This window comes from Altererythrobacter sp. CAU 1644, assembly GCF_029623755.1.
GTDB lineage: Bacteria > Pseudomonadota > Alphaproteobacteria > Sphingomonadales > Sphingomonadaceae > Erythrobacter > Erythrobacter arenosus.
Window position 1 is genome coordinate 3207464 of sequence record NZ_CP121106.1, and the last position, 25260, is coordinate 3232723.

The window sequence follows — 25260 nt, forward strand, 5'->3', positions numbered from 1 at the left end:
CCTTCGATGTGTTCCTACCCTCGCCCTAGCCGCGAGATTGCCTGCCGGCCAACCCCCAACAAGGCTGCAAAGCAGGATTAACCCGATCTTCAGTACGTTCACGCATAGACTGTTCGCCAATGGGATAAATCTGGGGAATACACCGCTTGCGGTAAGATCTCACCATGACGGGGCAGGTTCGTTGATCGATCGGAACGCAATTGCGAGTCGGATGGGAGCCGCCGAGCGCGATCTCGTTGCGCTCGGAATTGCCATTGCCGCGATCATCCTGTTCATCGCCACCGGGGGCCAGGTGGTCCCCGACGTCGTACGTTCGATGCTCGGCCATGGTCCCGGACCGGACAAGATCCTCGCCAACGCATTGCTACTCAATATCGCGCTGATCATCTTCGGTTGGCGCCGCTATCGTGAACTGACCAACGAGATCGCCGAACGCCGCAAGGCCGAGGAAGTGGCCCGTCAGCTCGCCGAGACCGACCCGCTCACGGGCTGTCTCAATCGTCGCAGCATGACTCGTGCGACCACCGCACTTCGATCCGAAGCGGAAGCCCGCGATCAGTCGATCGCATTCTTCATGATCGACCTCGACAACTTCAAACAAATCAATGACATGAACGGCCACTCGACCGGTGATCGGGTGTTGACGAAGATCGCCCAGGTCCTGCGCGACAACCTGCCATCGGAGGCCTCGCTCGCCCGGCTTGGTGGTGACGAATTCGCGATCGTCCTGCCCTTCGATCGCGGACAGCCTCAGCAGGTCGACGATCACGTCATGCGCTTGTTCGAGATGATCGGGCGCGCGCTCGAGCGCGAAGGCGTATCGGTCGATGTCACCATGTCGATCGGCATTTCGAGCGACCAGGATGCCAGCATTCGCAACGCCGCTGTCGACTATGCGCAGACCCTGATGCATCGCGCCGACATCGCGATGTACCAGGCGAAGAAGCAGGGCAAAAACCGCTACGTGTGGTTCGAACCGACGATGGAGAACGAACTTCGCTTTCGCAACGAGCTCGAAACCGGTGTTCGTCGCGGCATTTCCAATGGTGAATTCGTACCGTTCTACGAACAGCAGATCGATATCGAAACCGGCAGACTGGTCGGCTTCGAGATGTTGGCGCGGTGGAACTCGCCCCAGCTCGGCCTGGTCAAACCCGATATCTTTATCCCCATCGCAGAAGATGTCGGCGTTATCGCCGAACTTTCAGAGCAGTTGATGGTGCGCGCCTTCGCTGACGCACAGGAATGGGATCCGACCCTGACGTTGTCGGTCAATATTTCGCCGGTCCAGCTGCGCGACCCGTGGTTTGCGCAAAAATTGCTCAAGCTGCTGGTCGAAAACAACTTTCCGACCCACCGCCTCGAGATCGAGATCACCGAGAGTTGTCTCCACCAGGACGTTGGTATGGTCCGGGCGATGATCGCCAGCCTGAAGAACCAGGGCGTTCGCATCAGCCTCGACGATTTCGGCACGGGCTATTCGAGCCTGGCCCAGCTTCGCTCCTTGCCGTTCGACCGGATCAAGATCGATCGCAGCTTCATCACTGAGCTCGGCGACGCCAAGGCGTCGGACAAGATCGTCGATGCGATCATCTCGCTCGGCAACGGTCTCGAAATGCCGATTACCGCGGAAGGGATCGAAAACGAGCAGATCCTCACCACGCTCAAGCGGATGGGACAGCTCAAGGGACAGGGCTATCTCTACGGCCGCCCTGAAACGGCGGCACAGGTGCGCAATCGATTGACCAAGGCAGGCAGGATGGCTGGAAAGCCCGGCGCGGATGCCGAAGCCAAGCACTCCGACATCGAGCCGGTGACCGAGGAAACCAGACGCGCCGCTGAGGGCTGAGCCCCATCGCGGAGCGCGCTAGGGCTGGACGCCGCCCCTGCGCATGCATAGATGCGCCTCGCAATGCGCATTTCCTTCACCAAGATGCACGGTCTGGGCAATGATTTCATCATGCTCGATAGGCGCGAGACGGCTTTGCCGGCAATGACGCCTCCCGTCGCCAAGGCATTGGCCGATCGCACCACCGGGATCGGCTGCGACCAGCTGATCGTGCTCGAACCATGTGACAGCGCCGATTTTCGCATGCGCATCTTCAATTCCGACGGGGGCGAAGTCGAGGCTTGCGGCAACGCGGCGCGTGCCGTTGCCTTGCTGCACGGTGCGCCGGCCAGGGTGCAGACCGATGGGGGCGTGATCGCGCTCGAACCGACGACCGATGGTGCACGGGTCGACATGGGCGAGCCCCGCTTTGATTGGACAGATATTCCCCTCGCCTATGCGATGGATACGCTGGCGATGCCGGTGGGATGGGAGATGCTGGAAAATCCCTCGGCGGTGAACGTCGGCAATCCACACGTCATATTCTTCGTGGACGATATCGACGCCGTGCCGCTCGACATTCTTGGCCCGCAGATCGAGAACGACCCTCTCTTTCCAGAGCGTATCAACGTCAACGTCGCCAGTATCGTAAATCGCGAGGCGATCCGTCTCCGCGTCTGGGAACGCGGCGTGGGATTGACCCGTGCTTGCGGCACCGGAGCGTGCGCGACTGCGGTGGTTGCGATGAAGCGCGGGCTGGTCGACCGCAAAGTGACGGTAACCTTGCCTGGCGGCGACCTTAGCATCGAATGGACCGAGGCGGATCGTATCCTCATGGCAGGCCCGGCCACGGAAAGCTTTCGCGGTTCCTTCGAGTGGGACCAATTCGCATGAGCCAGGCAGGTGCGGAAGTCGTGTCGCTCGGGTGTCGATTGAATATTTCGGAGAGCGAGCAGATCCGCGCCTTGCTCGCGCAGGAACGAGAGCTTGTGGTCGTCAACAGCTGCGCCGTGACCTCCGAAGCGGTCCGCCAGACACGGCAGGCGATCCGCCGTTTGCGCCGCGAACGACCCGAGGCCCGCTTGCTCGTCACAGGATGCGCTGCCGAGGTCGAGCGCGAGCAATTATCGGCGATGCCTGAGGTCGACGGGCTCATCGCCAACACCGCCAAGCTCGATCCGCGGGCGTGGAACGTCCCAGCCGAGGCCACATCCGTCGTTCCGCAGCACACCCGTGCCTTCATCGCGGTCCAGAATGGATGCGATCACGCCTGCACTTTTTGCGTCATCCCGCAGGGTCGCGGACAAAGCCGTTCATTGAAGGTAAGTCAGGTCCTCAGCGAAGTCGAAGCGCATCTGGCGCAGGGTGCGCGCGAAGTGGTCTTGACCGGTGTCGACGTCACCAGTTGGGGGCATGACCTCCCGGAGAAACCGTCGCTGGGGCGACTTGTGTCGGCCATCCTAAGCGCCTTTCCCGAGCTCCTGCGCCTTCGGATGTCCTCGCTGGATGGCATTGAAATCGATGATGAACTTGTGGAACTGCTGGCAGGCGAGCCACGCCTGATGCCGCATCTGCATCTGTCCCTGCAGCACGGCGACGACCTCATCCTCAAGCGTATGAAGCGCCGTCACTTGCGCGGCGACGCTGTCGCGTTGGTGACGAGGCTGAAAAAGTCCCGTCCAGACATCGCGATCGGCGCCGACCTCATCGCTGGTTTTCCGACCGAGACCGAGGAGCAGCACCAAGCGAACCTCTCGATCATCCGCGAACTCGACATCGTCCACGGCCACATATTTCCCTATTCGATGCGGCCCGGAACCCCGGCTGCTCGCATGCCGCAGGTCGACCGGCAGACTGTCAAGCGCCGCGCGGCAGAACTGCGCGCGACTGTCTCGGAGATTCGCGAGAATTGGCTGGCCACGCTTGTAGTCCAGGAGTTGTCTGTCCTCGCCGAACGCGATGGCTGCGGCCATGCCCAGAATTTCGCCCGGGTCGCATTGCCTCAAGGGACACAACCGGGAACGGTCGTAACCATACGCCCTACCATGCTTAGAGAAGGACTGCTCATATGAGCGAGCCCGAAGCCAGCCGGAAATCCTGGAGTGAGCGCCTATTCGGCGGCTTCAAGAAAACGTCCGAGCGGCTGTCCGAAAACCTTACTACCGCCGTGACCAAGGCAAAGCTCGACGATGCGACGCTTGATGATGTCGAAGATGCGCTGATCATCTCCGATCTTGGCCCCTCGGCAGCCCGGCGGATTCGCGAAAAGCTCGCCGAAAAGCGTTTCGGTCTCGAGATCTCGCAGCAGGAACTGAAGGAGGCAGTTGCCGAGGAAATCGCGGAAATCCTGCGACCGGTCGCCAAGCCGCTCCAGATTACCGCTTTCCCGCGCCCGCAGGTGATCCTCGTCATCGGGGTCAATGGCAGCGGCAAGACCACCACCATCGCCAAGCTCGCGCATCTGTTTCAGGAAGACGACTACGGCGTGATGCTGGCGGCAGGCGATACCTTCCGCGCAGCAGCGATCGGTCAGCTTGCGACCTGGGCCGAGCGGATCAATGTGCCGATCGTGCGTGGTCCCGAAGGCGGCGATCCCGCCAGTATCGTCTTCGACGCCGTCAAGTCCGCTACCGACAAAGGCATCGATGCCCTGATCGTCGATACGGCCGGGCGATTGCAAAACAAGCGCGAGCTCATGGATGAACTCGCCAAGATCCGCCGTGTGCTCGGCCGGCTCAACGAGGAGGCGCCGCACGACGTCGTCCTCGTGCTTGATGCAACCAACGGCCAGAACGCGCTCAGCCAGATCGACGTGTTCAAGGAAGTCGCCGGCGTCACCGGCCTGATCATGACCAAGCTCGACGGGACAGCCCGCGGCGGCGTGCTTGTTGCCGCAGCAGAGCAATACGGCCTGCCGATCCACGCCATTGGGGTGGGTGAGAAGATCGACGACCTGCGCCCGTTCGATCCCGATCTCGTTGCGCGTGTAATTGCAGGAGTTGCCTGATGGACGAGACCGACAAGAAAGCTGAGAAGCCAAAATCAGGCTGGCTCAATGTCGCGGTCGATTACGGACCACTGCTCGTATTCCTCGGGGTTTACCGTTGGTTCTCGCCGGAAGAGGCCGAACCGATCGGCGAACTCGCGGCCGTCATCAAGGGCACTCTGGCATTTATGGTGGCTGCCGTGATCGCGCTCGGTATCTCGAAATGGCGTCTCGGCAAGGTGTCGCCGATGCTGTGGTTCTCGACCACGCTGATCGTCGGTTTTGGCGCGCTGACAATCTTTTTCGGTGACCCCACCTTCGTCCAGCTCAAGCCGACAATTATCTATTCGATCTTCGGCATTGCGCTGCTGGTCGGCTTCTGGCGCGGCAAGGCCTTGTTGCAGATCCTGCTCGAGGCGGCATTCGAGGGTCTTTCCCAGGAAGGATGGCTCAAGCTCAGCCGCAATTGGGGCATCTTTTTCTTTGCCCTGGCCGCGCTCAACGAAGGATTGCGGGCCTCTCTCACGTTTGAAGGCTGGCTGTGGGCCAAAATCTGGGTGTTCCTTCCCCTCACCTTCCTTTTTACCTTCAGCCAGATCCCCATGTTGTTGAAAAACGGGCTTTCACTGGAGGGGGTCGACGAGGAAACGCACAATCCTCCACCGCCAGGCTGACCGCATCCCTTGCCAATCTCGCTTTGGTGCCTAATCTTCCGCGCCATTCGGCGTCCGGGTCGCGTCTGGGAAATCCCGCCGAAGAATGAGGGGGAATTGACATGGCCAAACTGTTTGGAAACCTGCATCTCGTCTTGCTGCTTGGGGTCGTCGCTGCACTCGCAACAATGATCGGTTTTGGCGCAAGCGCGCCGATTGACGCCAATGCGATCACGCGCTGGCTTCATCTGTTCTTCGGCGTGCTGTGGATTGGCCTGCTGTACTATTTTAACTTCGTGCAAGTGCCGAGCATGCCCAAGATCGCCGATGAGCATAAGCCAGCCGTTACCAAGACGATCGCACCGAGCGCCCTGTTCTTCTTTCGCTGGGCAGCGGCCCTGACCGTTCTGACCGGCCTCACGATCGCACACCTCAACGGCTATCTCGTGGAAGCCCTGACCTTTGCCGGCGAAGGCAATGTGAACCTGATCGGCGCTGGCATGTGGATGGCGCTGGTGATGGCATTCAACGTCTGGTTCATCATCTGGCCAGCGCAGAAGAAAGTGCTCGGCATTGTCGAAGCGAGCGCCGAAGAGAAAGCGGCGGCAGCGCCGCGCGCGCTGATTGCGAGCCGTCTCAACACCCTGCTGTCGTTCCCGATGATGTGGACGATGGTCAGCGCAAACCTGGGCTGACCTCGCGTTAGATTACCGAGGGGTGCCGCCGGCGACGGCCGCACCCCTTGATTTGCAAGCTAGAGCTCGACCTGGCTGCCGAGCTCGACCACTCGGTTGGTGGGCAATTTGAAGAAGTCCATCGCGGTCGCTGAATTGCGCAGCAGCCAGGCGAATATCTTCTCGCGCCAGATCGGCATCGCCGGGTTCTTCGACGGCAGCAGGGTCTGGCGGCTGAGGAAGAAGCTCGTCTGCATCATGTCGAACTCGCCACCGCAACGCTCCATGCTCTTGAGCCCCTGCGGAACATCGGTCGATTCCATGAAGCCGTAATGCAGCACAGCGCGGTAAAAGCCATCACCAAGGTCATGATATTCGCACCGCTCGTTAGGATCGACGTAGGGAATATCGCCGATGTTCACCGTCAGGATGATCACCCGCTCGTGCAGCACCTTGTTGTGCTTGATATTGTGAAGCAAGGCCGAGGGCACGCCTGCCGTGCTCGATGCCATGAAGATCGCGGTCCCGGGCACCCTCGTGGCGGAATTCTTTGCTGACTTGGCAAAGATCTCCATCGGTAGCGCAACCTCACTCATCCGGTCGCGCATGAGTTTGCGGCCGCGCGCCCAGGTCGTGAGCAAGGTGAACAACACGAGGCCCACTACCAACGGGAACCAGCCGCCGTCAGGCACCTTGGCAAGATTGGCGGCGAAATAGGCCCCATCTACGATCAGGAAGATCGCGACGACCGGGGCGGCGTACCACCACTTCCACTTCCACACCCCTACGAACAGGACACCCATCAGCAGCGTGTCGATCGTCACGGCGCCGGTCACCGCGATGCCATAGGCCGACGCGAGGTTGGAGGAATTCTGGAATGTCAGTACCAGGATGATCACAGCGACCATCAGCGCCCAATTGACCACGGGAATGTAGATCTGGCCCCCTTCGGTCTCGCTAGTGTGGCGAATCGAGAGCCGCGGAATGTAGCCCATCTGGATCGCCTGGTGGGTGATCGAGAAGGCGCCGGAGATGACCGCCTGGCTGGCGATGAATGTCGCAGCCGTCGCGAGGAAAACAAGCGGCAGGCGCCATTGCTCGTTGGCGAGGAAGAAGAACGGGCTCTGAATCGCCTGCGCCGCTTCCTCGGCGGGCAGGCCGATGATCATCGCACCCTGCCCGAAATAATTGAGCAGCAGGCACGGCATGACAAAGCCGAACCACGACAGGCGCATCGGGCCGCGTCCGAAATGCCCCATGTCCGAATAGAGCGCCTCCGAACCTGTGACCGCGAGCACGACTGAGCCTAGGGCGAGAAATGCCAGGGTGCCGTCCAGGATGAAGAAATTGACCGCGTGATAGGGATTGAGCGCCCAAAGGATCTCGGGCGTTTGAACGATCTGCCAACTGCCCATGCCGGCGATCACGAGGAAATAGACGATCATGACCGGGGCGAAGAGCGCCCCAACCTTGGCCGTGCCGCGCTTCTGCAGGATAAACAGGAAGATCAGCAGGACCAGCGCGATCGGGATCACCAGCCGGTCGAGGCGATGGTCGACGACCGTCAGGCCCTCGACCGCCGAGAGCACCGAAATCGCCGGCGTGATCATGCTGTCGCCATAGAACAGCGAGGTCGCAAAGACCCCCAACAGCACCGCCATCCACCCGTATCGCGAGCGGCTGATATGGCGCGAAATCAGCGCTACGAGCGCCAGCGAGCCGCCCTGCCCTTTGTTATCGGCCCGCATCAGGATGGTGACGTACTGGATCGAGACGACAAGCGTCATCGACCAAAAGATCAGGCTGATCACACCGAGAACGTGCGCCGTATCGAGCGCCAGGGGGTGTGGACCGACAAAGGTCTCACGGAAGGCGTACAGCGGGCTGGTGCCAATATCGCCGAAGACGATACCGATAGCACCGACCGCCAGCGCAGCTTTCGAAGCGCTGTGGCCGTGTCCACCTGCGTGGCGCGGCGATTCCTGCTGGTCTGATGCTTCGCTCATGGCAAAGGATTTCCCGAATGCACCCGGTACTGCCCTACTCAGTTGAAAACAAAACCGCCCGCCGTCAGGGGCGCGAAGCGGCGGCGCTTAGCACCAGCCCCAGGGAGGCGCAACAAATCACTGGAGCGCACCGCTCGCTTCGAGTTCGGCGATAAGCCCGTCCATTCGCTCTATCCGCGAGCGTAGTTCGTCGGTCCATGGAGCGTCTGCCGGCGAAGCCTCCAGCAATCGATTCCAGACGTCACGCGCTCCCCGCAGGTCGCCCGACCGCAGCAAGGCCGCTCCGAGAAAGAAGGACGGCCCCGGGTGACCGGGCAGTACCGCTTCGGCGCGCGCATATGCCTCGGCCGCCGCCGGTGTCACATTGCCCCCGGCATGTTCGACCAGCGCATTGCCGAGCGCCAACCAGCCCTCCCCGTCCGCTCGCGTATCGCCAAGCCGACCCTTGAGCAGCCCGGCCGCGGTCTTGTAGTCTCCTCGGCGCGCAAACCCGTCCGACAGGATGAGATAATCCGCCGGAGGCTGGGTCGAATCGAACAGCGCCCGTCGCGCTTCGATGATCGCCTCGCCCGAACGGGTCTCTTCGGGCGCACTCGCCTTGGGCGAGGACGCGAGATCGGGCGAGCCTTGCCACGCATAGCCGGCGAGGCCCAACGTCAGGACCGCGCCCAGCGTACTCCAGCCGCTCCGCTCGATTCGCAGGACGGTAGCGGCAACGATAAAGGCGGCCGCAGCCAGAGATATGATCGCAACCCAGTTCATGCCGCATCGCGCTTCGCAGGCTTGCGCGACATGCGGCGCCACAGGATCGCGACGGCGAGCAGCAGCACGATGAGGGGTAGCGCGAAGAGCGGCCAGGTCGTGGCGCTCATAACCGGTTCGTAGCTGACATAATCGCCATAGCGCTCGACCAGCCATGCGCGGATTGCCTCGGGCTCCTCGCCCGCCTCGATGCGCGAGCGGACCTGATGACGCATATCGCCTGCCATCGGAGCATCGCTGTCGGCAATCGACTGACTCTGGCACTTGAGGCAGCGCAGGGTTTCCATCAGCTCGCGCGCGGCGGCTTCCTGCGCCGGATCGTCAAGCTGGCGATAGGCATAGGGCGCGGGCGGCAGTTGGTCCTGTGCCGCAACCGGGGTGACGAGGAGGGCCGCAAGGAGAACGAGCAGGAACCTCATTCCTCCGCCTCCCGCAATTTCTCTAGCAGTTCCGGCACATTCTCGGCGCGGATGTCGCCGATATGCTGGTATCGGATCATGCCATTGCCATCGATAACGAAGGTTTCGGGCACCCCGGATGAGCCGATCTCGAATTGTATTTCACTCAGATCGTCCGCCGCGATGCGGGTGTAGGGATTGCCATGGGTTGCAAGGAAGCGTGCGACGTCTTCGGGCTTGTCGCGGATCGCTATGCCGACGATCTCGGCACCCTGCTGCTGGAGCGCCTCGAGCTGAGGCGCCTCCGCGATACAGGGGATGCACCAGCTCGCCCAGATATTGAGCAGCTTGGGCTTGCCATCCTTGAAGTCGGCCAGCGACGCACCCGGCCGATCAGCGGTGGCCGCGCGCAGATTGAATTGCGGCAGCGGCTTGCCGATCATGGCCGACTGGACGAAGTCGTTCTTGGGCTGGCTGAGCTGATAACCCGCGATGCCCAGAAACAGCGCAAACAGCAGCAAGGGAAGCCATAAGGTCCAGCGCATTATCCGTCCTCCAGCGCGGCAATTTCGCTGCGGCGCTCATCTCCGCGGCGACGCACCTCGCGTCGTCTGAGGTCGGTGGTGACGCGTCCGATGATGGCGAGCACGCCGCCGAGCGCCACAAGCAGGCCGCCATACCAGATCAGCGTGACGAACGGCTTCCACCACAGGCGGAGCTGCCAGCGTCCGTCGTCCGAACGATCGCCCAATACCGCGTAGAGCTGACCGTCCCAGCGAGTCAGCAGGGCGCTCTCGGTGGTCTGCTGCACCGGGGCCCAAAACTGGCGCGATTGCGGATCGAGCCTGATGCCCTCACCACCGCCGCGCGCGGCGATCAGGTGCGCTTCCAGCGCGGTCCAATTTGGCCCGGCGACCGGATCGATCCCGTTTAGCGTCACGGTCCAATCGCCGATTTCGGTGCTTTGCCCGGGAGCAACGGCCACCAGGTGCTCCTCGGTAAACGCGCTCTCGCTCGCCATGCCGAACAGCGCCACCGCGATGCCGAAATGCGCGACGACCATCCCCCAAGTCGCAATCGGAATGCGAGTGATCCGCCGTCCGCGCAGCGGCCAGAAGCTGGCGATGGCGAGCCCGATCGCTATCGCGAGGCCTAGCAGCGGCAGCACATCCACATCGCCCAGCAGGCTTGCCACAACCGCGACTGTGACGATCAGCGCAGCCAGGATCGCGACCGGCAGCTTGACCCGCTCCCAGCTGTCGCCACGCCAGCGCAGCAGCGGCCCGACTGCCATGACCAGCAACATCGGGATCGCGAATATCGCGCCGACAGGATTGAAATAGGGTGGTCCCACGGAAACGCGCACATCGAAGGCTTCGGTTAGCAAGGGATAGAGCGTGCCAAGCAATACGATACCGAGGATCGCGCTGAGCATGACGTTATTGAATACCAGCGCACCCTCACGGCTCAGCGGTTTGAACCGCTGCCCCTCGCTGACCGAGCCGGCCCTGAGCGCAAAGATCAAGAGCGCACCACCGATATAGATTGTGAGAAGCGCGAGGATGAAACTGCCGCGCTCCGGATCGACCGCGAAAGCGTGTACGCTGGTGAGAACGCCGGACCGCACCAGGAAGGTGCCGACCATGCTCATCGAGAAAGCGACCACGCCCAGCATGATCGTCCAGGCCCGCAAGGCATCCCGCGCGGCGAGCACGCTCGCCGAATGAAGCAGCGCCGTTGCCGCAAGCCACGGCATCAGCGACGCGTTCTCGACCGGGTCCCAGAACCACCAGCCACCCCAGCCCAGCTCGTAATAGGCCCAGTAACTGCCCGCGGTGATACCGATCGTCAGGAACACCCAGGCGCCGAGCACCCACGGGCGCATGACTCGCGCGAACTCGGGCGTCACCATACGCGTTACCAACGCACCGACGGCAAAACTGAAAGCGACCGAGAGGCCGACATAGCCGATGTAGAGCGTCGGCGGATGGAAGGCCAAGCCGATGTCTTGCAGCAGCGGGTTGAGGCCCATGCCTTCGGGGGCCGGCACGGGCAACCGCTCGAATGGGTTCGAACTGAATATCAGGAAGGCGTAGAAACCCAGCGCCACAAATCCCTGTGCCGCCAGCGTGGCCTGCATGGTCCGCTCTGGCAGTCGCCGTTCGAGCCAGGCGATCAACGCCCCAGCAAGTGACATCACCGTCACCCACAGCAACATCGAGCCCTCATGGTTGCCCCATGCACCGGATAGCTTGTAAATCATCGGTTTGAGCGAGTGCGAGTTGGTCGCGACCAGTTTCACGGAAAGGTCCGTGATCGCAAAAACCCACAGCAACATGGCGAATGCAAAGGCGGCCAGCAGCCCCTGGAGGATGGAGGCAGGCCTCACGAGGCGGGCCAGTGGCCCGTCAATCTCGCGTTGCGCGGCGATACCACCAAACAATTGCAGGGCAGCAAGTGCGGCGGCCAGCCACAGCGCGGCAAGGCCGAGTTCCGCGATCACTCGAGACCTACCGTTGTCTCTTCGGCCATCTTGGCCGCCTGGTGCTGGTCCATTTCCTGCAATTCGCGCGGGACGTAGTTTTCGTCATGCTTGGCCAGCAGATTGGTCGCGACGAATGTGCCCTGGGCGTCGAGCGACCCTTCGGCGACAACGCCCGAGCCTTCGACAAACAGGTCGGGGACGATTCCGCGGTAGGTCACGGGCACCTGCGCCTGGTCCTGGTCGGTAACGGTGAACGCGATGGTGACGCCGTCTTCCATCGTTGCCAGCGTGCCCTCGGCCACCATGCCGCCCAGCCGTACTGCCTGCCCCACAGCGGGCGGGTTCTCGATCATCTGGGCGGGAAGGTAGAAGTAATTGGCCTGGTTGCGCAGCGACCATGCCGCCAGCAATCCCGCTGCAAGCAAGGCTACCAGAGCGATTACCACGAGCACCAGTCGCTGATGTTTCGGTTTGAGTGCGCTCACCTGCGTTTGACCTCGTCGCGGCGCTTCTCGGCGCGTTTCATGGCTATCCAACTCCACCCGACCATCGCCAGTGTCCCACCGACACCCACGGCGTAGGCGGCGATGACGAAATTCCATTGGTCGAGCGCTTCGTAGGTCATGCCGCCTCCATCGCCTTGCGGCGCAGGCGCGCCTCCGCCTGGAATTCCGCCAGCAGCGTTCGCATCCGCGCCAGCACGACCCCACCAAACAGCAGCGAGAATCCGAGCACACCGACCATCATCGGGACGAGGAATTCGCTATCGATCGCACTCTTGCCCATGGTGATGCTCGGCGGCTGATGAAGCGAATTCCACCACACCACACTGCGGTTGATGATGGGGATATTGACCGCTCCGACCAGCCCGAAGATCGCCGGAATGCGGGCGGAGGCTCCGTCGCGCGCGGTAGCCTGAGATAGCGCGATGTAACCGGCATATAGGAAGAGAAGCACCAGCATGCTGGTCAGCCTACCGTCCCATACCCACCAGGTACCCCAGGTCGGCCTGCCCCAGATCGAGCCGGTCGCTAGACAGATCGCCGTGAACACCATGCCGGGGACAGCGGACGCCCGCGCTGCAATTGCCGCCAGCGGATGTTTCCAGACCAGAAAGGCGAGGCTCGAAAGGGCGATCGCGGTCCACCCGCCCATGCCGAGCCAGGCGCTCGGGACATGCAGGTAAAGAATCCGCACCGTCTCGCCCATCAGCCGGTCGGGCGGGACCACGAACAGGCCCCAATAAAGCGCACTGGCAGTCAGAATCGTCCCGCTCGCCAGCAGCAGCGGCGTCAGCCAGCTGGCAAGCGACAGGAATCGAGTGGGATTTGCGTAGCCGTGCATGGGTTCTCTTTGGCCGTCGCTATTGCAGCGCCCGCCCCCCCTCGCAAGACCGCATTTCGTGCAAGCCGTGTTGCGTTACGCGGCCGTAGCCCTCGCTCAGCGGCCGATCAGCTTCTGCGCCATCTTGTCGGCGACCACATCGGGCGAAAACCCGCTAGTGTCCGACTCTTGCCAGATCTGCTCAAGCCGACCGGGAATCTGCGCGATCCGCTTGCGCACCTCGTTGATATCGCAGGGGTCGCCGTGCTGGCGGCACAGATATTCCATCGCCACCGAAATGATCCCGCCGGCGTTGATGACATAGTCAGGCGCGTAGAGAATCCCGCGTTCGGCCAGCACCTTGCCGTGATGCGCGCGCGCAAGTTGGTTGTTGGCACCGCCCGCGACGATCGGGGCTTCGAGCCGCGCAATACCCTCGTCGTCGAGAATGGCGCCGAGCGCATTGGGGCTGAACACGTCGCAGGCGACACCCATGATCGCGTCGGCCGCGACCGCCTCGCCGCCCAGCTCGTTGGCGAGCTTTTCGGCCCGATCGGCATTGACGTCGGCCAATGTCAGCTTGGCGCCATCCTTGGCGAGCAATCGAGCAACGCCGCCGCCTACGCTCCCGGTGCCCTGAACCGCGACATGAACGCCATCGACATTGTCCTTGCCCAGCTTGTGGCGGACTGCCGCCTTGATGCCGTGATAGATGCCCATCGCGGTAAACGGACCCGGATCGCCGCCAGCGGCGTCCTCACCCTCGACCGGCAGGCCCGAAACATGCGGAGTGCGTTTCGATACGGCAACCATGTCGGCCTCGGTGATGCCGACATCCTCGGCAGTGACGTAGCGCCCGCCGAGCGAATCGACTGCATCGCCGAATGCTGCCAGCATCTCTGGGGTCTTCGTGCGATCCGCATCGGCGAGGATGACGGCCTTGCCCCCGCCCATCGGCAGACCGGCCATCGCGTTCTTGTAGCTCATCCCGCGGCTGAGGCGCAGCGCATCACGCATGGCACCGGCAGGATCGGCATAGTGCCAGAAACGCGTGCCGCCAGCGCCCGGTCCGAGATGGGTGGAGTGGAGCGCAATAATGGCAGTCAGGCCGCTCTTGGGATCGCGCACGAACTGTACCAGCTCGTGATCGTCGAAATCCGCTTCGGTCCAGAATGCCGGCATTGCGTAATCCCCTTGTTCGGCGCGGCGAACAGGCACTTTGAGTGGGGAAGATGGGGCGATCGAGGGGTCTCGAACCCCCGACCTCCGGTACCACAAACCGGCGCTCTAACCAACTGAGCTACGATCGCCACATGCCCCGGCCCGCTACCACAAAGGTGCCGCGCAAGCGGGGCTGATACGCGCCTTGGCCAGCCCGTCAAGGCTCACCGCAGCGGGGGCGAGCCTGTTGCACAAGAGCCCCCCTTTGAAAAGCAAAAACTGCGTGCATTCAGCCCAAACGTAATTTTATTTCGCGCTTGCTGGCGGGGCCCTGTCGGCTATCTTGCCCCCATGTCCGCAGCGGGCGAATCTTCTGCTGAAACCCTCCTGCAGCGCGGCGGCGTGCAGCGAGTGCCCAATGCGAAGATCGAGCTCTTTCAGCTCAAGGGGTTTCTTTCCTCCGGTCACTGCCGCGAACTGATCTCGTTGATCGACGCCAACCGGCGGCCCTCGACAATCGCGGACGATAATGGCGACGCCTATTTTCGCACCAGCGAAACCTGCGATCTCGAAGCCAGCGAGCCTGCCGTCCAGGAGCTTGAGGTTCTGCTTCAGTCACTTAGCGGAATCGATCCTGCACATGGCGAACCCTGCCAGGGCCAGCGCTACGCGCCCGGCCAGGAGTTCAAGCCGCACACCGACTATTTCGCGCCTGACGGAGCCGACTACGCGAAATTCTGTTCCGTCGCCGGTCAGCGAACCTGGACTTTCATGATCTATCTCAATGAAGTCGAGGCCGGGGGTGCTACGAGATTCAAGGTTGTCGGAAAGACTTTCCAGCCGGAAACAGGTAAGCTCCTGTGCTGGAACAACCGGCGCCCCGATGGCAGCGTGAACCCGAATACGCTCCATCATGGCATGAAAGTTCGTTCGGGCGTCAAATACGTGATCACCAAATGGTATCGCGAAAGAGAATGGGAATGGTGATGAGCGAATACACCGACATGGCCGAGAAGCTCCGCGTCCGGCTCGAAGATCTGTTGCAGCGCGCCGAGGTTATCGAGGACGACCTGCGCCATCCGCTCGATGCCGACTGGAGCGAACAGGCGGTGGATCTGGCCGATGACGAGGCGCTGGAAGGCGTCGATGAAGTCCTGCGTGCGGAAATTCAGCAGATCAGGCTGGCGCTCCTGCGCATCGAGAACGGCACCTATGGCACCTGCGCAATTTGCGGCGAGGACATTCGCCGCGAGCGACTGGAAGCTCGGCCGATCGCGACCCGCTGCATCAAGTGTGCCGAAGCGGCCTGATAGCAGCCAATTGAAACGAAAAAGGCGGCCCCGTCGGACCGCCTTCCCCTTGCAGTACGAGACTGCGAAGCCTGTGTGTTCGCTTATTTCTTGAGCGAAAGACCGCCGAAGCGCTTGTTGAACGCAGCCACGCGGCCACCTTCCTGCACCTGCTGACGACCACCGGTCCACGCCGGGTGGCTGGTCGGGTCGATTTCGAGGGCGAGCGTGTCACCTTCGCTGCCCCAGGTGGAGCGCGTCTGGAATTCGGTACCATCGGTCATCTTAACCGTGATCATGTGGTATTCGGGGTGCCCTTCGGCCTTCATTTCATGTCTCCATAGCTTCGGAACGGTTCCGACCGGTCCAGCTGTTGGTGGGAAAGCGGCGCCAATATAGCTGCACCGCACAAATATCAAGCGATTTGGCCGATCACGCGGGCGGGTCTGCAATCATCGCGGTGAACTCGCACTCGCTGGTGGTCTTGCCTTCGACGCTGGCCCGGCCCTTGAACTTGTAGACACGGCTGCGCTTCTGGACGAATTCGACTTCGAGATCGAGCAGGCACCCGGGCGTTACCGGGCTGCGGAACTTGGCGTTGTCGATCCCCATGAAGAAGACCAGCTTGCCGGTCCCGGCAAGCTCTAGCGTCTCGATCCCGAGGATCGCCGCGGCTTGCGCCATAGCCTCGATCTGCAAGACGCCGGGCATGATCGGAGCGCCAGGGAAATGCCCCTGGAAAAACTCCTCGTTCATGGTCACCGCCTTGATCGCGTGTATCCGCTCACCGAGTTCGATCGACTTGACCCGATCGACCAGCAGCAAGGGATAGCGATGCGGCAGGGCCTTGAGAATCTTGTGAATGTCGTAGGCCGAAGCCTCGGAACCTTCGCTCATTGCCCTGCCCCCTTCGCTCTGCTGCGGCGCGTTGGCCTTACCGGCCGGTCGGCGCCTGCGTCTCCGGCTGCTGCTGTGCAGCCTGGCGCGCGGCTGCCTGCTGGGCTGCCACAACCATGATCTGCTGGATTGCCTGGTGCATTTCCGCAGTCTGACGACGCGGCTGCCAATTGGCCGGAACGGCGGTGCTGACCGTCGGCAGGCGCTTGTCCATCGCCTTGACGATGTCTTCGGTCACGTCGACGCTGTTCGGCGCGTACTGGATCGCCTCGGGCGCGAGCATCAGCGAGATTTTCTTGGCGCCGACCACTTCGTTGCGGGCATTAATGTAGTCGTTGAGCAGCTGCTCGATGACATAGTACTGGGCCATGGCGATCGGCTGGCTGGCAGTAGTTGCCTGCTGTTCCTTGGTCTGGATCTGCTGGACGACACCAGGGTTGGCGTTGACTTCCGCTTCGGTCAGCTGGCCGTTCTTGTCGGTATCAAGGCTCAACTGGAGATTGTTGATCTCGGTGTTGAGCTGGTTAACCTGTTGAATCTGCGTGGCATAGGTGGTGTTGATCTGCTGGTAGGCAGCGTTGCGCGCAGCAGCGCGCAGGATCACCATCGTCGGATTGCTGGTCGCGATGCCGCTAACCTGTGCGGTCGCAGGCATGGCGGTCGCAGCGGTCGCCAAGGCGACACCGGCAGCGAGGGCGGGCTTGAAAAGATTCTTCATTAGAATTGTGTTCCTACGTTGAACGTGAATTGCTTGGTATCGTCACCAGGTTCCTTTCTAAGGACCTTGGCGAAATCGATCCTGAACGGACCGAAGGGCGAGTTCCAATTGACCCCGATGCCGACGGAAACGCGCGGCATGGCGGAATCGCCCAGGAAGACCTCACGGAAGGCGCTTCCATTGATGACGTTGGGGGTATTGGGTGTTGTACCATCCGCGGCGATCGGATTCGTGGTCGGAACCACAGTGGTCGACCCATCAGTTCCCGTTACGATTTCAAGGAACAGAAGGTTACCGTTAGCGTCGCGCTGCTGGATGCCGTTCGGATTGTCGAGCAGCGGTGGCCGCTTGACCGCAAACAGGGCACCGGCATCGACAAAGATCGACGGCCGCAGACCCAGTTCGCGTGCGCCCGAGCCGAGCGGGATCTCGAGTTCGGCACGGCCGAGATAGTAGGCCCGGCCGCCCAGCGCGTCGTCCTGGACGCGGTCGCGATCGGTCACGACCACCCGGTTGCCATCTTCATCGGTCGTATAGGGCTGGCGCAGAATGCGGGGGCCCACACCGCGAATGTCGAAGCCGCGGATCTGCGGTTCACCGAGGAAGAACCGGTCGGTGAGGCGCACCGAGTCATTGCCCGGCACGTCGCTGCTCTCGAGCGAATTGATCGCCCCGCCCTCGGCCGAAAGCGAGAAGACGAAGCCGTTCAGGACCGGCCAGTATTGCGCCGCCTTGCCGCGTACGCGGACGTACTTCACCGAGCCGCCGAGACCTGCCAATTCGGTGCTGAACGTGATGTTCCGACCGCGCGTGGGTCGCAGGCGGCTGTCGAGCGAGTTGTACGACAGGTTGAGGCCCAGGATGGAGCTGGTGCGCTTGCCCAGCGCCTCACACAGGTAACGACCGGCGAAAATCGGCTCACAGGTCCGGATGCCGTCACCGTCGAAATCGGAGAAGTACGTGTCCGGATCGAGCGACACATCGTCGTAGTTCAGCGTGTAGCTGCCGATCAGCGAGGTATATTCGGTGAGCGGGACGCCAGCGCGGATCGAGAAGCCGGTCGTCGACTGTTCGTACAGGTCGCGGCGGTCGCGCTGGAACCTGTTGAAGCTGTTGAAATCGCGGCGGTAAATGTCGACACCGGCCGAGATATTGCGGTCGAAGAGATAGGGCTCGGAGAAGCTCAGCTGGGCCGAGCGCGAGTAGCGCGAGTAGTTGACGCTGGCACCGACCGTCTGGCCACGGCCGCGGAAGTTGCGCTGGCGGATCGAGGCCGCGAGAATGAAGCTCTCGAGCGAGCTGAAACCGGCCGACAACTGCAGTTCGCCGGTTGGCTGTTCCTCGACATTGGCTTCGAGTATGATCCGGTCGGGCGCGCTGCCTTCGACCTGGTTGACCTCGAAATTCTCCTGGAAGTAGCCAAGCGAGTTGATGCGCGCGGTCGAGCGCGACACCGACAGCGAGCTGAACGCGTCGCCTTCCGCCAAGCGGAATTCGCGTCGGACGACCTTGTCCTGCGTCAGCGTGTTGCCGTTGACGTCAACCCGCTCAACATAGACGCGCGGCGCCTCACGGATGATGAAGTTCACGTCCATCGTGAGGTTCTCGCGATTGGGCGAGAAGCGCGGCTGGACGTCGGCGAAGGCGTAACCGAAGTTGCCGGCGAGCTCGGTCATCTGCTCGACCGTATCTTCGACCGTCTTGGCGTTGTACCAGTCGCCATTCTTGATTGACAGGCTGTTGGTCAGGGACTCGCTGTCGAAGTCACGCAACTGGCTTTCGACCGAGACATCGCCGAACTTGTAGCGCTCGCCTTCCTCGACCACGTAGGTGATGATGAAGTCGCGCTTGTCGGGCGTCAGCTCCGCAACCGCCGAGACGACACGGAAGTCGGCATAGCCTTCGGTCAGGTAGAACTGGCGCAGCTTCTGCTGGTCGAACGCGAGGCGATCGGGATCGTAGCTGGTGTTCGAGCTGAAGAACCGGGTCCAACGCGCCTGCTTGGTGACCATTTCGCTGCGCAGATCGCCATCGGAGAACTTCTCGTTGCCGATGATGTTGATCTGGCGAACCTTTGACTTGGGCCCTTCGTTGATCTCGAACACGATATCGACGCGGTTCTGGGGCAACTGCACCATCTTTGGTTCGACGGTGGCGGCAAACCGGCCCTGGCGCTTGTACAGCTCGATGATGCGCGCAACGTCGGCGCGGACCTTCGAGCGCGTAAATATCTGGCGGGCCGTCAGCTTAATTTCGGGCAGGATCTTGTCGTTCTTGATCCGCTTGTTGCCCTCCAGAACGATGCGGTTGATGACCGGGTTCTCGGTCACCGTGATGACAACGTTGCCGGCATCATTGCGGATCGAAAAGTTGGAGAACAGCTCGGTCGCACCGAGGTCCTTCAGCGCCTGGTCGGCGGCGGCGGAGGTATATTCCTGGCCGACGCGCAAACGAATATAGGACAGGATCGTCTGCGCCTCGAGGCGCTGGGCGCCAGCGACGGTGATGGTGCGGATGGTGTTGTCGACCGGTTGTGCGTCGGCTGCGGCAACTTCCTCGGCCTCACCGTCCGGGCTTTCCTGCGCCATCAAGGGCACGGGTACACCGGCGAGCATCGATCCGCACAGCAGCGCGATTGCCATCCGGCCAGCGGGGGTAGTCTTCGCCTCTCCCGCCTTCACAAGTCCACTCATCTTTGGCCTAATCCCGTCCAAACTCTTCAACCAATTCGGCGACGTCAGAATGCCGCCAACTGCCGGGTCCCTGAACACAGAGCCGACGCGTCCGCCGCCTCTGCCCGATGGAGCAATGGCAATCAAGCGGCGCATGCCACCAATCGCCGCCCCTAAGGCTCCTTTCCCCGGTTAACTCCCGAAAATCGGCAGCGAGACGAGGTCATTCACCGTGACGATCACCATCAGCATGAGTACGAGAGCAACGCCGGTGCGATAGGCCCATTCCATGCCGCGGGGGCCAACCGGCTTCCGGCGGACCGCTTCTGCCGCGTAGAAAGCCAGATGCCCGCCGTCGAGGGCAGGGATTGGCAACAGGTTGATGAATGCCAAATTAAGCGAGATCAGCGCGACGAAGTTTATGAAGGGCAGTGCGCCGAGGCTGAGCTGCTCGCCCGAATATTTGGCGATCTTGATCGGCCCGCCCATCTCTTTCAGCGACCGGTCTCCGGTGATGATCTGCTTGATCCCGGTCACCATCATCCGCACCAGGCCCCAGCTGTGGTCCACCGCCAGTCCCAGCGCAGCAACCGGGCCGACCGTCTCGTATTTGAAGTCCTTCGAATAGACGCCGAGGCGACCGACGCGCGCTTCATTGCCGAAGCCGTCGGTTTCGACCGAGCTGGCGATGGTGAGCGGAAAATCCAGCCGTTCGCCGTCGCGCTCGACCCCCAGGACAATGCGCTTGTCGGGGAAGAGTGTGACGCGATCCGTAATGTCGGTGAATTCAAGCACCGGCTCGCCATCGATCGCGACGATGCGATCACCCTCGAGGACCCCGGCCTCCCGCGCAACCGATTGCTCGGCAAACCGGTCGACGACGTTGGTTTCGGCCGGGTCAGCCGGAACCGGCCGCCCGAATGCAACGAAGAAAGCGGCAAAGATCGCCAGCGCTACCAGGATGTTCGTGGCCGGCCCTGCAAACACTATCAACGCCCGCTTCCACAATTTCGCGTGATGGAAACTGCCTTCGCGCTCCTCCACCGGAATGTGCTCGATCGCGTCGGGGTCGGGAATGCTCGCGGGGTTCATGTCCCCCTTGAACTGGACGTAGCCGCCCAAGGGAATGGAGGCGATCTTCCAGCGCGTGCCGCGCTTGTCGGTCCAGCCGACCAATTCGCGACCGAATCCGATGGAAAACGCCTCGGCGCCGACTCCGAACCAGCGTCCGACGAGATAATGCCCGAGTTCGTGGAGCGTCACCAATGGCCCGAGGACAAGGAGAAACCCGAGGATATACATCCAGAAAGGCGGGGAATCGAACAAGTTATGCGGTCTCCAGCAGTTCGCCAGCGCGCGCCCTTGCCTCGCTATCGACGGTCAAGACGTCCTCGAGGGTTTGCGGCGCGGGCGCCTTATAGCGGGTAAGGGTTTGTTCGACCATTACCGGGATCCGAGTGAACCCTATCTGACCGTCGAGAAATGCCGCTACGGCAACCTCGTTCGCAGCGTTGAGGATAGCGGGCGCAGCGCCGCCAGCTTCGATCGCCTCGCGGCACAGGCTCGTAGCCGGAAAACGGTGCTCGTCGGGCGCGACGAAGGTAAGTTCGCCGATCTCGGCCAGGTCGAGCGGCTGTAGCGGCACGTCCATGCGGTCGGGCCACGCAAGGCACGACGCAATCGGGACGCGCATGTCCGACGGGCCGAGCTGGGCAAGCGTCGAATGGTCACGGTATTCCACCATGGAGTGCACAACGCTCTGCGGGTGGACAATTATCCTCAGACGCTCGAGGCCGACGGGGAACAGGTGGTGCGCCTCGATATATTCGAGACCCTTGTTCATCATCGTTGCGCTGTCGACGCTGATCTTGGCACCCATATCCCAGTTGGGATGGGCAACGGCTTGGGCGGGCGTGGCCGCCTCGAGCTGTTCCTGCGACCAGGTGCGGAACGGGCCGCCGCTTGCTGTGAGCGTGATCCGGGCCACGTCCTCGATCTTGCCCCCCTGGAGGCACTGGAAGATGGCATTGTGTTCGCTGTCCACGGGCAACAGGGTTGCGCCGTGGCGTTCGACGGCCGCAGTCATCACTTCGCCTGCGGAAACCAGCGCTTCCTTATTGGCGAGCGCCACGGTCCCGCCGCGCTCGATTGCCGCCATCGTCGGGCCGAGCCCGGCACAACCGACAATAGCTGCGACGGTTATGTCGACCGGTCGCGATGCCGCGTCGCGCAAGGCTGCCAGCCCTGCGGCGGCTTCGATGCCAGTCCCCGCCAGCGCCTCGCGCAATTCGCCGAGGCAGCTCTCGTCGCCGACCACTGCCAGTCGGGCATCGAACTCGCGCGCCATCGCAGCAAGTTTCTGCGCGGAACAATTGGCGGTAAGCGCCTCGACCTGCCAATTGGCGCGATTGCGGCGGATCAGATCAAGCGTTTGCTCGCCGACCGATCCCGTCGCACCAAGGATGGAGATCGAGCGCATCACGGGTGGATAGCCCACAAGCCCAGCGTCGCTATCGCCACTGGCAGCATGCCATCGACCCGGTCGAACACACCGCCGTGTCCAGGGATGAGGTTCGAACTGTCCTTCACGCCCGCGCGGCGCTTGAGCCAGCTTTCGAGGAAGTCGCCGGTCTGCGCCAGTACGGCTAGCCCTGCCCCGATCGCAATCGCCACCAGTCCCATGACGGTGAATACTGCGTCACCCGCATTCGAATAGAAGAATGCGAGCGAGGTGAGACCCGCGGCAACCATTCCTCCGATCAGCCCAGCCCATGTCTTGGACGGACTGATTTTCGGGGCGATCTTCGGTCCGCCGATGGCACGGCCGCTGAAATAGGCGCCGGTATCGGTCGCCACCACGATCGCGACGACGCCGATGACCACCGCAATCGGCATCAGGACCAGCGCAGCAACTGCCAGGCCGATGTAGCACGCCCCGGCAACCAGCCAGCCTATCCGGGCGAGCGGCGATCTCGCAATCGCCAGCACCAGCCGTGCAAACTCCCAGAAGCAGAGCGCGCCGACGATGAGCGCGAGGGCATCGAACCAGATGCCGCCGAGCCACATGGCAAGGCCCGCCACGGCCAGCATGACCATCGCCGAAACGAACCGTACCGGCAGGTCGGCGTTTTTCTTCGGGGCCTCACCGTCCGCCAAAGCGCCGTTCCCTTCCGGCAAAATCGTCGAGCGCCTGCTGCAGCATTTCTGGCGTGAAGTCGGGCCACAGCGTGTCGACGAACAGCATTTCGGCATAGGCCGATTGCCACAGCAGGAAATTCGACAACCGCACTTCGCCGCTGGTGCGGACCAGCAGATCGAGCGGCGGCAGGTCGTTGGTATCGAGATGTGCGGCGATAGTCTTTTCGGTCACTTCGCCGATCGCGGCTGCCTTGGCCGCGGCCCGAGCGATCTCTTGCTGCGAGCCGTAATTGAGCGCCACCGCAAGGACGCGCGAGCCCTTGCTTGTCTGCTCAAGCGCATCTTCGAGCATCTCGACGATGTCGGGCGCAAGCCCTTGCCAGTCGCCAATAATTTTCAGGCGCACGTCATTGGCGATGAATTCGGGCAGGTCCGATTTAATGAACCGCCGCATCAGGTTCATCAGGTCGTCGACCTCGTCCTCCGGCCGCTTCCAGTTCTCGCTACTGAATGCATAAAGCGTCAGGCAGTCGAGCCCCATGCCTTCTACGCTGCGGACGAGTTCGCGCACCGCTTCGACCCCGCGCTTGTGACCCATCGCGCGGGGAAGTCCGCGTTTCTTGGCCCACCGCCCGTTGCCATCCATGATGATGGCGACATGTCTTGGTCGCCCGGAGTTGCCGGCGCGATCTTCGCCCATCAGCCCTCTCCGCGGAAAACCGACCTCACTGGGTCAGGATTTCCTGTTCCTTCTTCGCTGCAGCCTCGTCGGCCAGGCCGACATATTTGTCGGTCAGTTTCTGCACCTCTTCCTCGGAACGCTTGCGATCGTCTTCCGAGATTTCCTTCTTCTTTTCGTCGGTCTTCAGCGCTTCCATCCCGTCGCGGCGCACGTTGCGGATCGCGATCTTGGCCTTCTCCGAATACTGGCCGGCGAGCTTGGCCAGTTCCTTGCGGCGTTCTTCGGTCAGGTCGGGGATCGGCAGGCGGATCGTCTGCCCGTCGATCATCGGGTTGAGGCCGAGGTTCGCATGGGCGATGCCCTTTTCGACCGCGGTCAGGTTCGACTTGTCCCACACCTGCACGCTGAGCATGCGCGGCTCCGGTGCAGAGACGGTCGCCACCTGGTTGAGCGGCATCATCGAACCGTAGACTTCACAGACCACCGGATCGAGCAGCGTCGTATTCGCGCGACCGGTCCTCAACCCCGAAAGGTCGCTCTTCAGCGCTTCGACCGCACCGTTCATGCGGCGCTCGATATCGGACTTGTCGTATTGTGCCATTGCTCAGGCTTCCTCTTGTACAATCGTCTGGACACCCTGCCCTGCCAGGACGCGGGCGACATTCCCTCTTTCGCGGATCGAGAAGACCACTATCGGAATGTCGTTCTCGCGGCAAAGGGCGACTGCCGCCGCATCCATCACCTTGAGATTATCGGACAACACCTTGTCGTAGGTGATCGTGTCGAAACGCGTCGCATCGGGGTTGGTCTTGGGATCGGCGCTGTAGACCCCATCGACGCTGGTCCCTTTGAGCAGCGCGTCGCAATTCATTTCGGCAGCGCGTAGGGCGGCGCCGGTATCGGTGGTGAAGAACGGATTGCCGGTGCCGGCCGCGAAGATCACGATGCGACCCTTCTGCAGGTGTCGTTCGGCGCGGCGCCGGATGTAGGGCTCGCAGACCGAGGACATCGGGATCGCCGATTGCACCCGCGTCTGGACGCCGAGCTGCTCGAGTGCGTTCTGCATCGCCAGCGCGTTCATGACGGTCGCGAGCATGCCCATGTAGTCACCGGTAGTGCGGTCGAGGCCCTTGGCGGCACCGGCTACGCCGCGAAAGATATTGCCGCCGCCAATCACCAGGCAGACTTCCAGCCCGGTGTCCCGTGCCGCTTTCACTTCCTCGGCGAGGCGCGCCACATAGGCCGGATCGATGCCATATTCCTGCTCGCCCATCAGCACCTCGCCCGAAAGCTTCAGGAGGATGCGTTTCATCGGTGGCATGGGCATGGGTTCGAACCTGTCATCAGCGGGTTGGATTGCGGCGCTGCTTAGCCGCGAAAGTGCTGACTGGCAAAGGCAAACGCCACCTTGGTAAACGGCAATGAGGCGAAAGGCACAGGGTGTCGCTTCCCCTGGTGGGTGGGGAGGCCCCGTCCAATTCGAAAGCGACCCGAAAAGTCCGAGACCCTCGCTGGAGCGAGAGCGACCGCGCGGAATTGGTGTAACGCTCGGGTTCCCGCTATTAACTTTGTTAAAGCCTCGCGTAAT

The 25260-nt window shown here is 62.2% G+C and carries 27 protein-coding genes and 1 tRNA gene; 8 read left to right on the forward strand and 20 right to left on the reverse strand.

The window, feature by feature from the left end:
* The first annotated feature begins 211 nt into the window (after positions 1-211).
* The 6 genes from P7228_RS15905 (at position 212) to P7228_RS15930 (ending at position 6162) form a co-directional block, all read left to right on the forward strand.
* Positions 212-1849, forward strand: coding sequence for a putative bifunctional diguanylate cyclase/phosphodiesterase (locus tag P7228_RS15905; protein ID WP_278016145.1), 1638 nt, complete (start codon positions 212-214; stop codon positions 1847-1849).
* A gap of 63 nt (positions 1850-1912) precedes the next feature.
* Positions 1913-2722, forward strand: coding sequence for a diaminopimelate epimerase (dapF, locus tag P7228_RS15910; RefSeq protein WP_278016146.1), 810 nt, complete (start codon positions 1913-1915; stop codon positions 2720-2722).
* Positions 2719-3900, forward strand: coding sequence for a tRNA (N(6)-L-threonylcarbamoyladenosine(37)-C(2))-methylthiotransferase MtaB (mtaB, locus tag P7228_RS15915; protein WP_278016147.1), 1182 nt, complete (start codon positions 2719-2721; stop codon positions 3898-3900). The genes dapF and mtaB overlap by 4 nt, the downstream gene beginning before the upstream one ends.
* Positions 3897-4835 (forward strand): signal recognition particle-docking protein FtsY, encoded by a 939-nt coding sequence (ftsY, locus tag P7228_RS15920; RefSeq protein ID WP_278016148.1) that lies wholly within the window; start codon positions 3897-3899, stop codon positions 4833-4835. The genes mtaB and ftsY overlap by 4 nt, the downstream gene beginning before the upstream one ends.
* Positions 4835-5488, forward strand: a complete 654-nt coding sequence (locus tag P7228_RS15925; RefSeq protein ID WP_278016149.1) for an inner membrane-spanning protein YciB — start codon at positions 4835-4837, stop codon at positions 5486-5488. Before ftsY ends, P7228_RS15925 begins: the two co-directional genes overlap by 1 nt.
* Positions 5489-5589: 101 nt before the next feature.
* Positions 5590-6162: a urate hydroxylase PuuD gene (locus P7228_RS15930; RefSeq protein WP_278016150.1), complete on the forward strand. Its 573-nt coding sequence runs from the start codon at positions 5590-5592 to the stop codon at positions 6160-6162.
* Between the two features lie 59 nt (positions 6163-6221).
* Here P7228_RS15930 and P7228_RS15935 read toward each other — a convergent pair whose 3' ends face one another.
* The 10 genes from P7228_RS15935 to P7228_RS15980 all read right to left on the reverse strand — a co-directional run bounded on the left by P7228_RS15935 (position 6222) and on the right by P7228_RS15980 (position 14425).
* Positions 6222-8147: a potassium transporter Kup gene (locus P7228_RS15935; RefSeq protein ID WP_278016151.1), complete on the reverse strand. Its 1926-nt coding sequence runs from the start codon at positions 8145-8147 to the stop codon at positions 6222-6224.
* Positions 8148-8264: 117 nt separating this feature from the next.
* Complete coding sequence (locus P7228_RS15940; RefSeq protein ID WP_278016152.1) at positions 8265-8909, reverse strand: tetratricopeptide repeat protein; 645 nt, start codon at positions 8907-8909, stop codon at positions 8265-8267.
* Positions 8906-9328: a cytochrome c-type biogenesis protein gene (locus tag P7228_RS15945; RefSeq protein ID WP_278016153.1), complete on the reverse strand. Its 423-nt coding sequence runs from the start codon at positions 9326-9328 to the stop codon at positions 8906-8908. The genes P7228_RS15940 and P7228_RS15945 overlap by 4 nt, the downstream gene beginning before the upstream one ends.
* Positions 9325-9852 (reverse strand): DsbE family thiol:disulfide interchange protein, encoded by a 528-nt coding sequence (locus P7228_RS15950; protein WP_278016154.1) that lies wholly within the window; start codon positions 9850-9852, stop codon positions 9325-9327. Before P7228_RS15950 ends, P7228_RS15945 begins: the two co-directional genes overlap by 4 nt.
* Positions 9852-11810: a heme lyase CcmF/NrfE family subunit gene (locus tag P7228_RS15955; protein ID WP_278016155.1), complete on the reverse strand. Its 1959-nt coding sequence runs from the start codon at positions 11808-11810 to the stop codon at positions 9852-9854. The genes P7228_RS15950 and P7228_RS15955 overlap by 1 nt, the downstream gene beginning before the upstream one ends.
* Positions 11807-12277, reverse strand: a complete 471-nt coding sequence (gene ccmE / locus P7228_RS15960) for a cytochrome c maturation protein CcmE (protein ID WP_278016156.1) — start codon at positions 12275-12277, stop codon at positions 11807-11809. The genes P7228_RS15955 and ccmE overlap by 4 nt, the downstream gene beginning before the upstream one ends.
* Positions 12274-12417 (reverse strand): hypothetical protein, encoded by a 144-nt coding sequence (locus tag P7228_RS15965; protein WP_278016157.1) that lies wholly within the window; start codon positions 12415-12417, stop codon positions 12274-12276. Before P7228_RS15965 ends, ccmE begins: the two co-directional genes overlap by 4 nt.
* On the reverse strand, positions 12414-13136 hold the full coding sequence (ccmC, locus tag P7228_RS15970; protein ID WP_278016158.1) for a heme ABC transporter permease CcmC: 723 nt from the start codon (positions 13134-13136) through the stop codon (positions 12414-12416). Before ccmC ends, P7228_RS15965 begins: the two co-directional genes overlap by 4 nt.
* 96 nt (positions 13137-13232) lie before the next feature.
* Complete coding sequence (locus tag P7228_RS15975; protein ID WP_278016159.1) at positions 13233-14297, reverse strand: Leu/Phe/Val dehydrogenase; 1065 nt, start codon at positions 14295-14297, stop codon at positions 13233-13235.
* Positions 14298-14348: 51 nt separating this feature from the next.
* Positions 14349-14425, reverse strand: a tRNA-His gene (locus tag P7228_RS15980).
* Between the two features lie 202 nt (positions 14426-14627).
* On the opposite strand from P7228_RS15980, the gene P7228_RS15985 reads away from it, so the two are divergent.
* A complete protein-coding gene (locus P7228_RS15985) occupies positions 14628-15263 on the forward strand; it encodes a prolyl hydroxylase family protein (protein WP_278016160.1) in 636 nt (211 codons plus the stop codon).
* Positions 15263-15586, forward strand: coding sequence for a TraR/DksA family transcriptional regulator (locus P7228_RS15990; RefSeq protein WP_278016161.1), 324 nt, complete (start codon positions 15263-15265; stop codon positions 15584-15586). The genes P7228_RS15985 and P7228_RS15990 overlap by 1 nt, the downstream gene beginning before the upstream one ends.
* Before the next feature lie 83 nt (positions 15587-15669).
* Here P7228_RS15990 and rpmE read toward each other — a convergent pair whose 3' ends face one another.
* The 10 genes from rpmE to pyrH form a co-directional block, all read right to left on the reverse strand.
* On the reverse strand, positions 15670-15894 hold the full coding sequence (rpmE, locus tag P7228_RS15995; protein ID WP_278016162.1) for a 50S ribosomal protein L31: 225 nt from the start codon (positions 15892-15894) through the stop codon (positions 15670-15672).
* Positions 15895-15997: 103 nt separating this feature from the next.
* The gene (gene fabZ / locus P7228_RS16000; protein WP_278016163.1) at positions 15998-16462 is read right to left on the reverse strand and encodes a 3-hydroxyacyl-ACP dehydratase FabZ; all 465 of its coding nucleotides are present in this window, start codon (positions 16460-16462) and stop codon (positions 15998-16000) included.
* A 37-nt stretch (positions 16463-16499) separates the two neighbouring features.
* Positions 16500-17180 (reverse strand): OmpH family outer membrane protein, encoded by a 681-nt coding sequence (locus P7228_RS16005; protein ID WP_278016164.1) that lies wholly within the window; start codon positions 17178-17180, stop codon positions 16500-16502.
* On the reverse strand, positions 17180-19873 hold the full coding sequence (gene bamA, locus P7228_RS16010; RefSeq protein WP_278016165.1) for an outer membrane protein assembly factor BamA: 2694 nt from the start codon (positions 19871-19873) through the stop codon (positions 17180-17182). The genes P7228_RS16005 and bamA overlap by 1 nt, the downstream gene beginning before the upstream one ends.
* Positions 19874-20044: 171 nt before the next feature.
* Positions 20045-21178 carry an RIP metalloprotease RseP gene (gene rseP, locus P7228_RS16015; protein WP_430732486.1) on the reverse strand — a complete coding sequence of 378 codons (1134 nt, stop codon included), beginning with the start codon at positions 21176-21178 and terminating at the stop codon, positions 20045-20047.
* 1 nt (position 21179) lies between these two features.
* On the reverse strand, positions 21180-22331 hold the full coding sequence (gene dxr, locus P7228_RS16020) for a 1-deoxy-D-xylulose-5-phosphate reductoisomerase (protein ID WP_278016166.1): 1152 nt from the start codon (positions 22329-22331) through the stop codon (positions 21180-21182).
* The gene (locus P7228_RS16025; protein ID WP_278016167.1) at positions 22331-23008 is read right to left on the reverse strand and encodes a phosphatidate cytidylyltransferase; all 678 of its coding nucleotides are present in this window, start codon (positions 23006-23008) and stop codon (positions 22331-22333) included. The genes dxr and P7228_RS16025 overlap by 1 nt, the downstream gene beginning before the upstream one ends.
* Positions 22995-23690, reverse strand: coding sequence for a polyprenyl diphosphate synthase (gene uppS / locus P7228_RS16030; protein WP_278016168.1), 696 nt, complete (start codon positions 23688-23690; stop codon positions 22995-22997). Before uppS ends, P7228_RS16025 begins: the two co-directional genes overlap by 14 nt.
* A 25-nt stretch (positions 23691-23715) precedes the next feature.
* Complete coding sequence (gene frr / locus P7228_RS16035) at positions 23716-24273, reverse strand: ribosome recycling factor (protein WP_278016169.1); 558 nt, start codon at positions 24271-24273, stop codon at positions 23716-23718.
* Between the two features lie 3 nt (positions 24274-24276).
* The gene (pyrH, locus tag P7228_RS16040; protein WP_278016170.1) at positions 24277-24999 is read right to left on the reverse strand and encodes a UMP kinase; all 723 of its coding nucleotides are present in this window, start codon (positions 24997-24999) and stop codon (positions 24277-24279) included.
* Between the last annotated feature and the right edge of the window lie 261 nt (positions 25000-25260).

Excerpts from the sequence above, each read along its gene's own strand:
- P7228_RS15905 (WP_278016145.1), top strand. The coding sequence starts at position 212 with ATGGGAGCCGCCGAGCGCGATCTCGTTGCGCTCGGAATTGCCATTGCC.
- dapF (WP_278016146.1), top strand. The coding sequence starts at position 1,913 with ATGCGCATTTCCTTCACCAAGATGCACGGTCTGGGCAATGATTTCATC.
- mtaB (WP_278016147.1), top strand. The coding sequence starts at position 2,719 with ATGAGCCAGGCAGGTGCGGAAGTCGTGTCGCTCGGGTGTCGATTGAAT.
- ftsY (WP_278016148.1), top strand. The coding sequence starts at position 3,897 with ATGAGCGAGCCCGAAGCCAGCCGGAAATCCTGGAGTGAGCGCCTATTC.
- P7228_RS15925 (WP_278016149.1), top strand. The coding sequence starts at position 4,835 with ATGGACGAGACCGACAAGAAAGCTGAGAAGCCAAAATCAGGCTGGCTC.
- P7228_RS15930 (WP_278016150.1), top strand. The coding sequence starts at position 5,590 with ATGGCCAAACTGTTTGGAAACCTGCATCTCGTCTTGCTGCTTGGGGTC.
- P7228_RS15935 (WP_278016151.1), bottom strand. The coding sequence starts at position 8,147 with ATGAGCGAAGCATCAGACCAGCAGGAATCGCCGCGCCACGCAGGTGGA.
- P7228_RS15940 (WP_278016152.1), bottom strand. The coding sequence starts at position 8,909 with ATGAACTGGGTTGCGATCATATCTCTGGCTGCGGCCGCCTTTATCGTT.
- P7228_RS15945 (WP_278016153.1), bottom strand. The coding sequence starts at position 9,328 with ATGAGGTTCCTGCTCGTTCTCCTTGCGGCCCTCCTCGTCACCCCGGTT.
- P7228_RS15950 (WP_278016154.1), bottom strand. The coding sequence starts at position 9,852 with ATGCGCTGGACCTTATGGCTTCCCTTGCTGCTGTTTGCGCTGTTTCTG.
- P7228_RS15965 (WP_278016157.1), bottom strand. The coding sequence starts at position 12,417 with ATGACCTACGAAGCGCTCGACCAATGGAATTTCGTCATCGCCGCCTAC.
- ccmC (WP_278016158.1), bottom strand. The coding sequence starts at position 13,136 with ATGCACGGCTACGCAAATCCCACTCGATTCCTGTCGCTTGCCAGCTGG.
- P7228_RS15975 (WP_278016159.1), bottom strand. The coding sequence starts at position 14,297 with ATGCCGGCATTCTGGACCGAAGCGGATTTCGACGATCACGAGCTGGTA.
- P7228_RS15985 (WP_278016160.1), top strand. The coding sequence starts at position 14,628 with ATGTCCGCAGCGGGCGAATCTTCTGCTGAAACCCTCCTGCAGCGCGGC.
- P7228_RS15990 (WP_278016161.1), top strand. The coding sequence starts at position 15,263 with ATGAGCGAATACACCGACATGGCCGAGAAGCTCCGCGTCCGGCTCGAA.
- rpmE (WP_278016162.1), bottom strand. The coding sequence starts at position 15,894 with ATGAAGGCCGAAGGGCACCCCGAATACCACATGATCACGGTTAAGATG.
- fabZ (WP_278016163.1), bottom strand. The coding sequence starts at position 16,462 with ATGAGCGAAGGTTCCGAGGCTTCGGCCTACGACATTCACAAGATTCTC.
- P7228_RS16005 (WP_278016164.1), bottom strand. The coding sequence starts at position 17,180 with ATGAAGAATCTTTTCAAGCCCGCCCTCGCTGCCGGTGTCGCCTTGGCG.
- bamA (WP_278016165.1), bottom strand. The coding sequence starts at position 19,873 with ATGAGTGGACTTGTGAAGGCGGGAGAGGCGAAGACTACCCCCGCTGGC.
- dxr (WP_278016166.1), bottom strand. The coding sequence starts at position 22,331 with ATGCGCTCGATCTCCATCCTTGGTGCGACGGGATCGGTCGGCGAGCAA.
- uppS (WP_278016168.1), bottom strand. The coding sequence starts at position 23,690 with ATGGGCGAAGATCGCGCCGGCAACTCCGGGCGACCAAGACATGTCGCC.
- frr (WP_278016169.1), bottom strand. The coding sequence starts at position 24,273 with ATGGCACAATACGACAAGTCCGATATCGAGCGCCGCATGAACGGTGCG.
- pyrH (WP_278016170.1), bottom strand. The coding sequence starts at position 24,999 with ATGCCCATGCCACCGATGAAACGCATCCTCCTGAAGCTTTCGGGCGAG.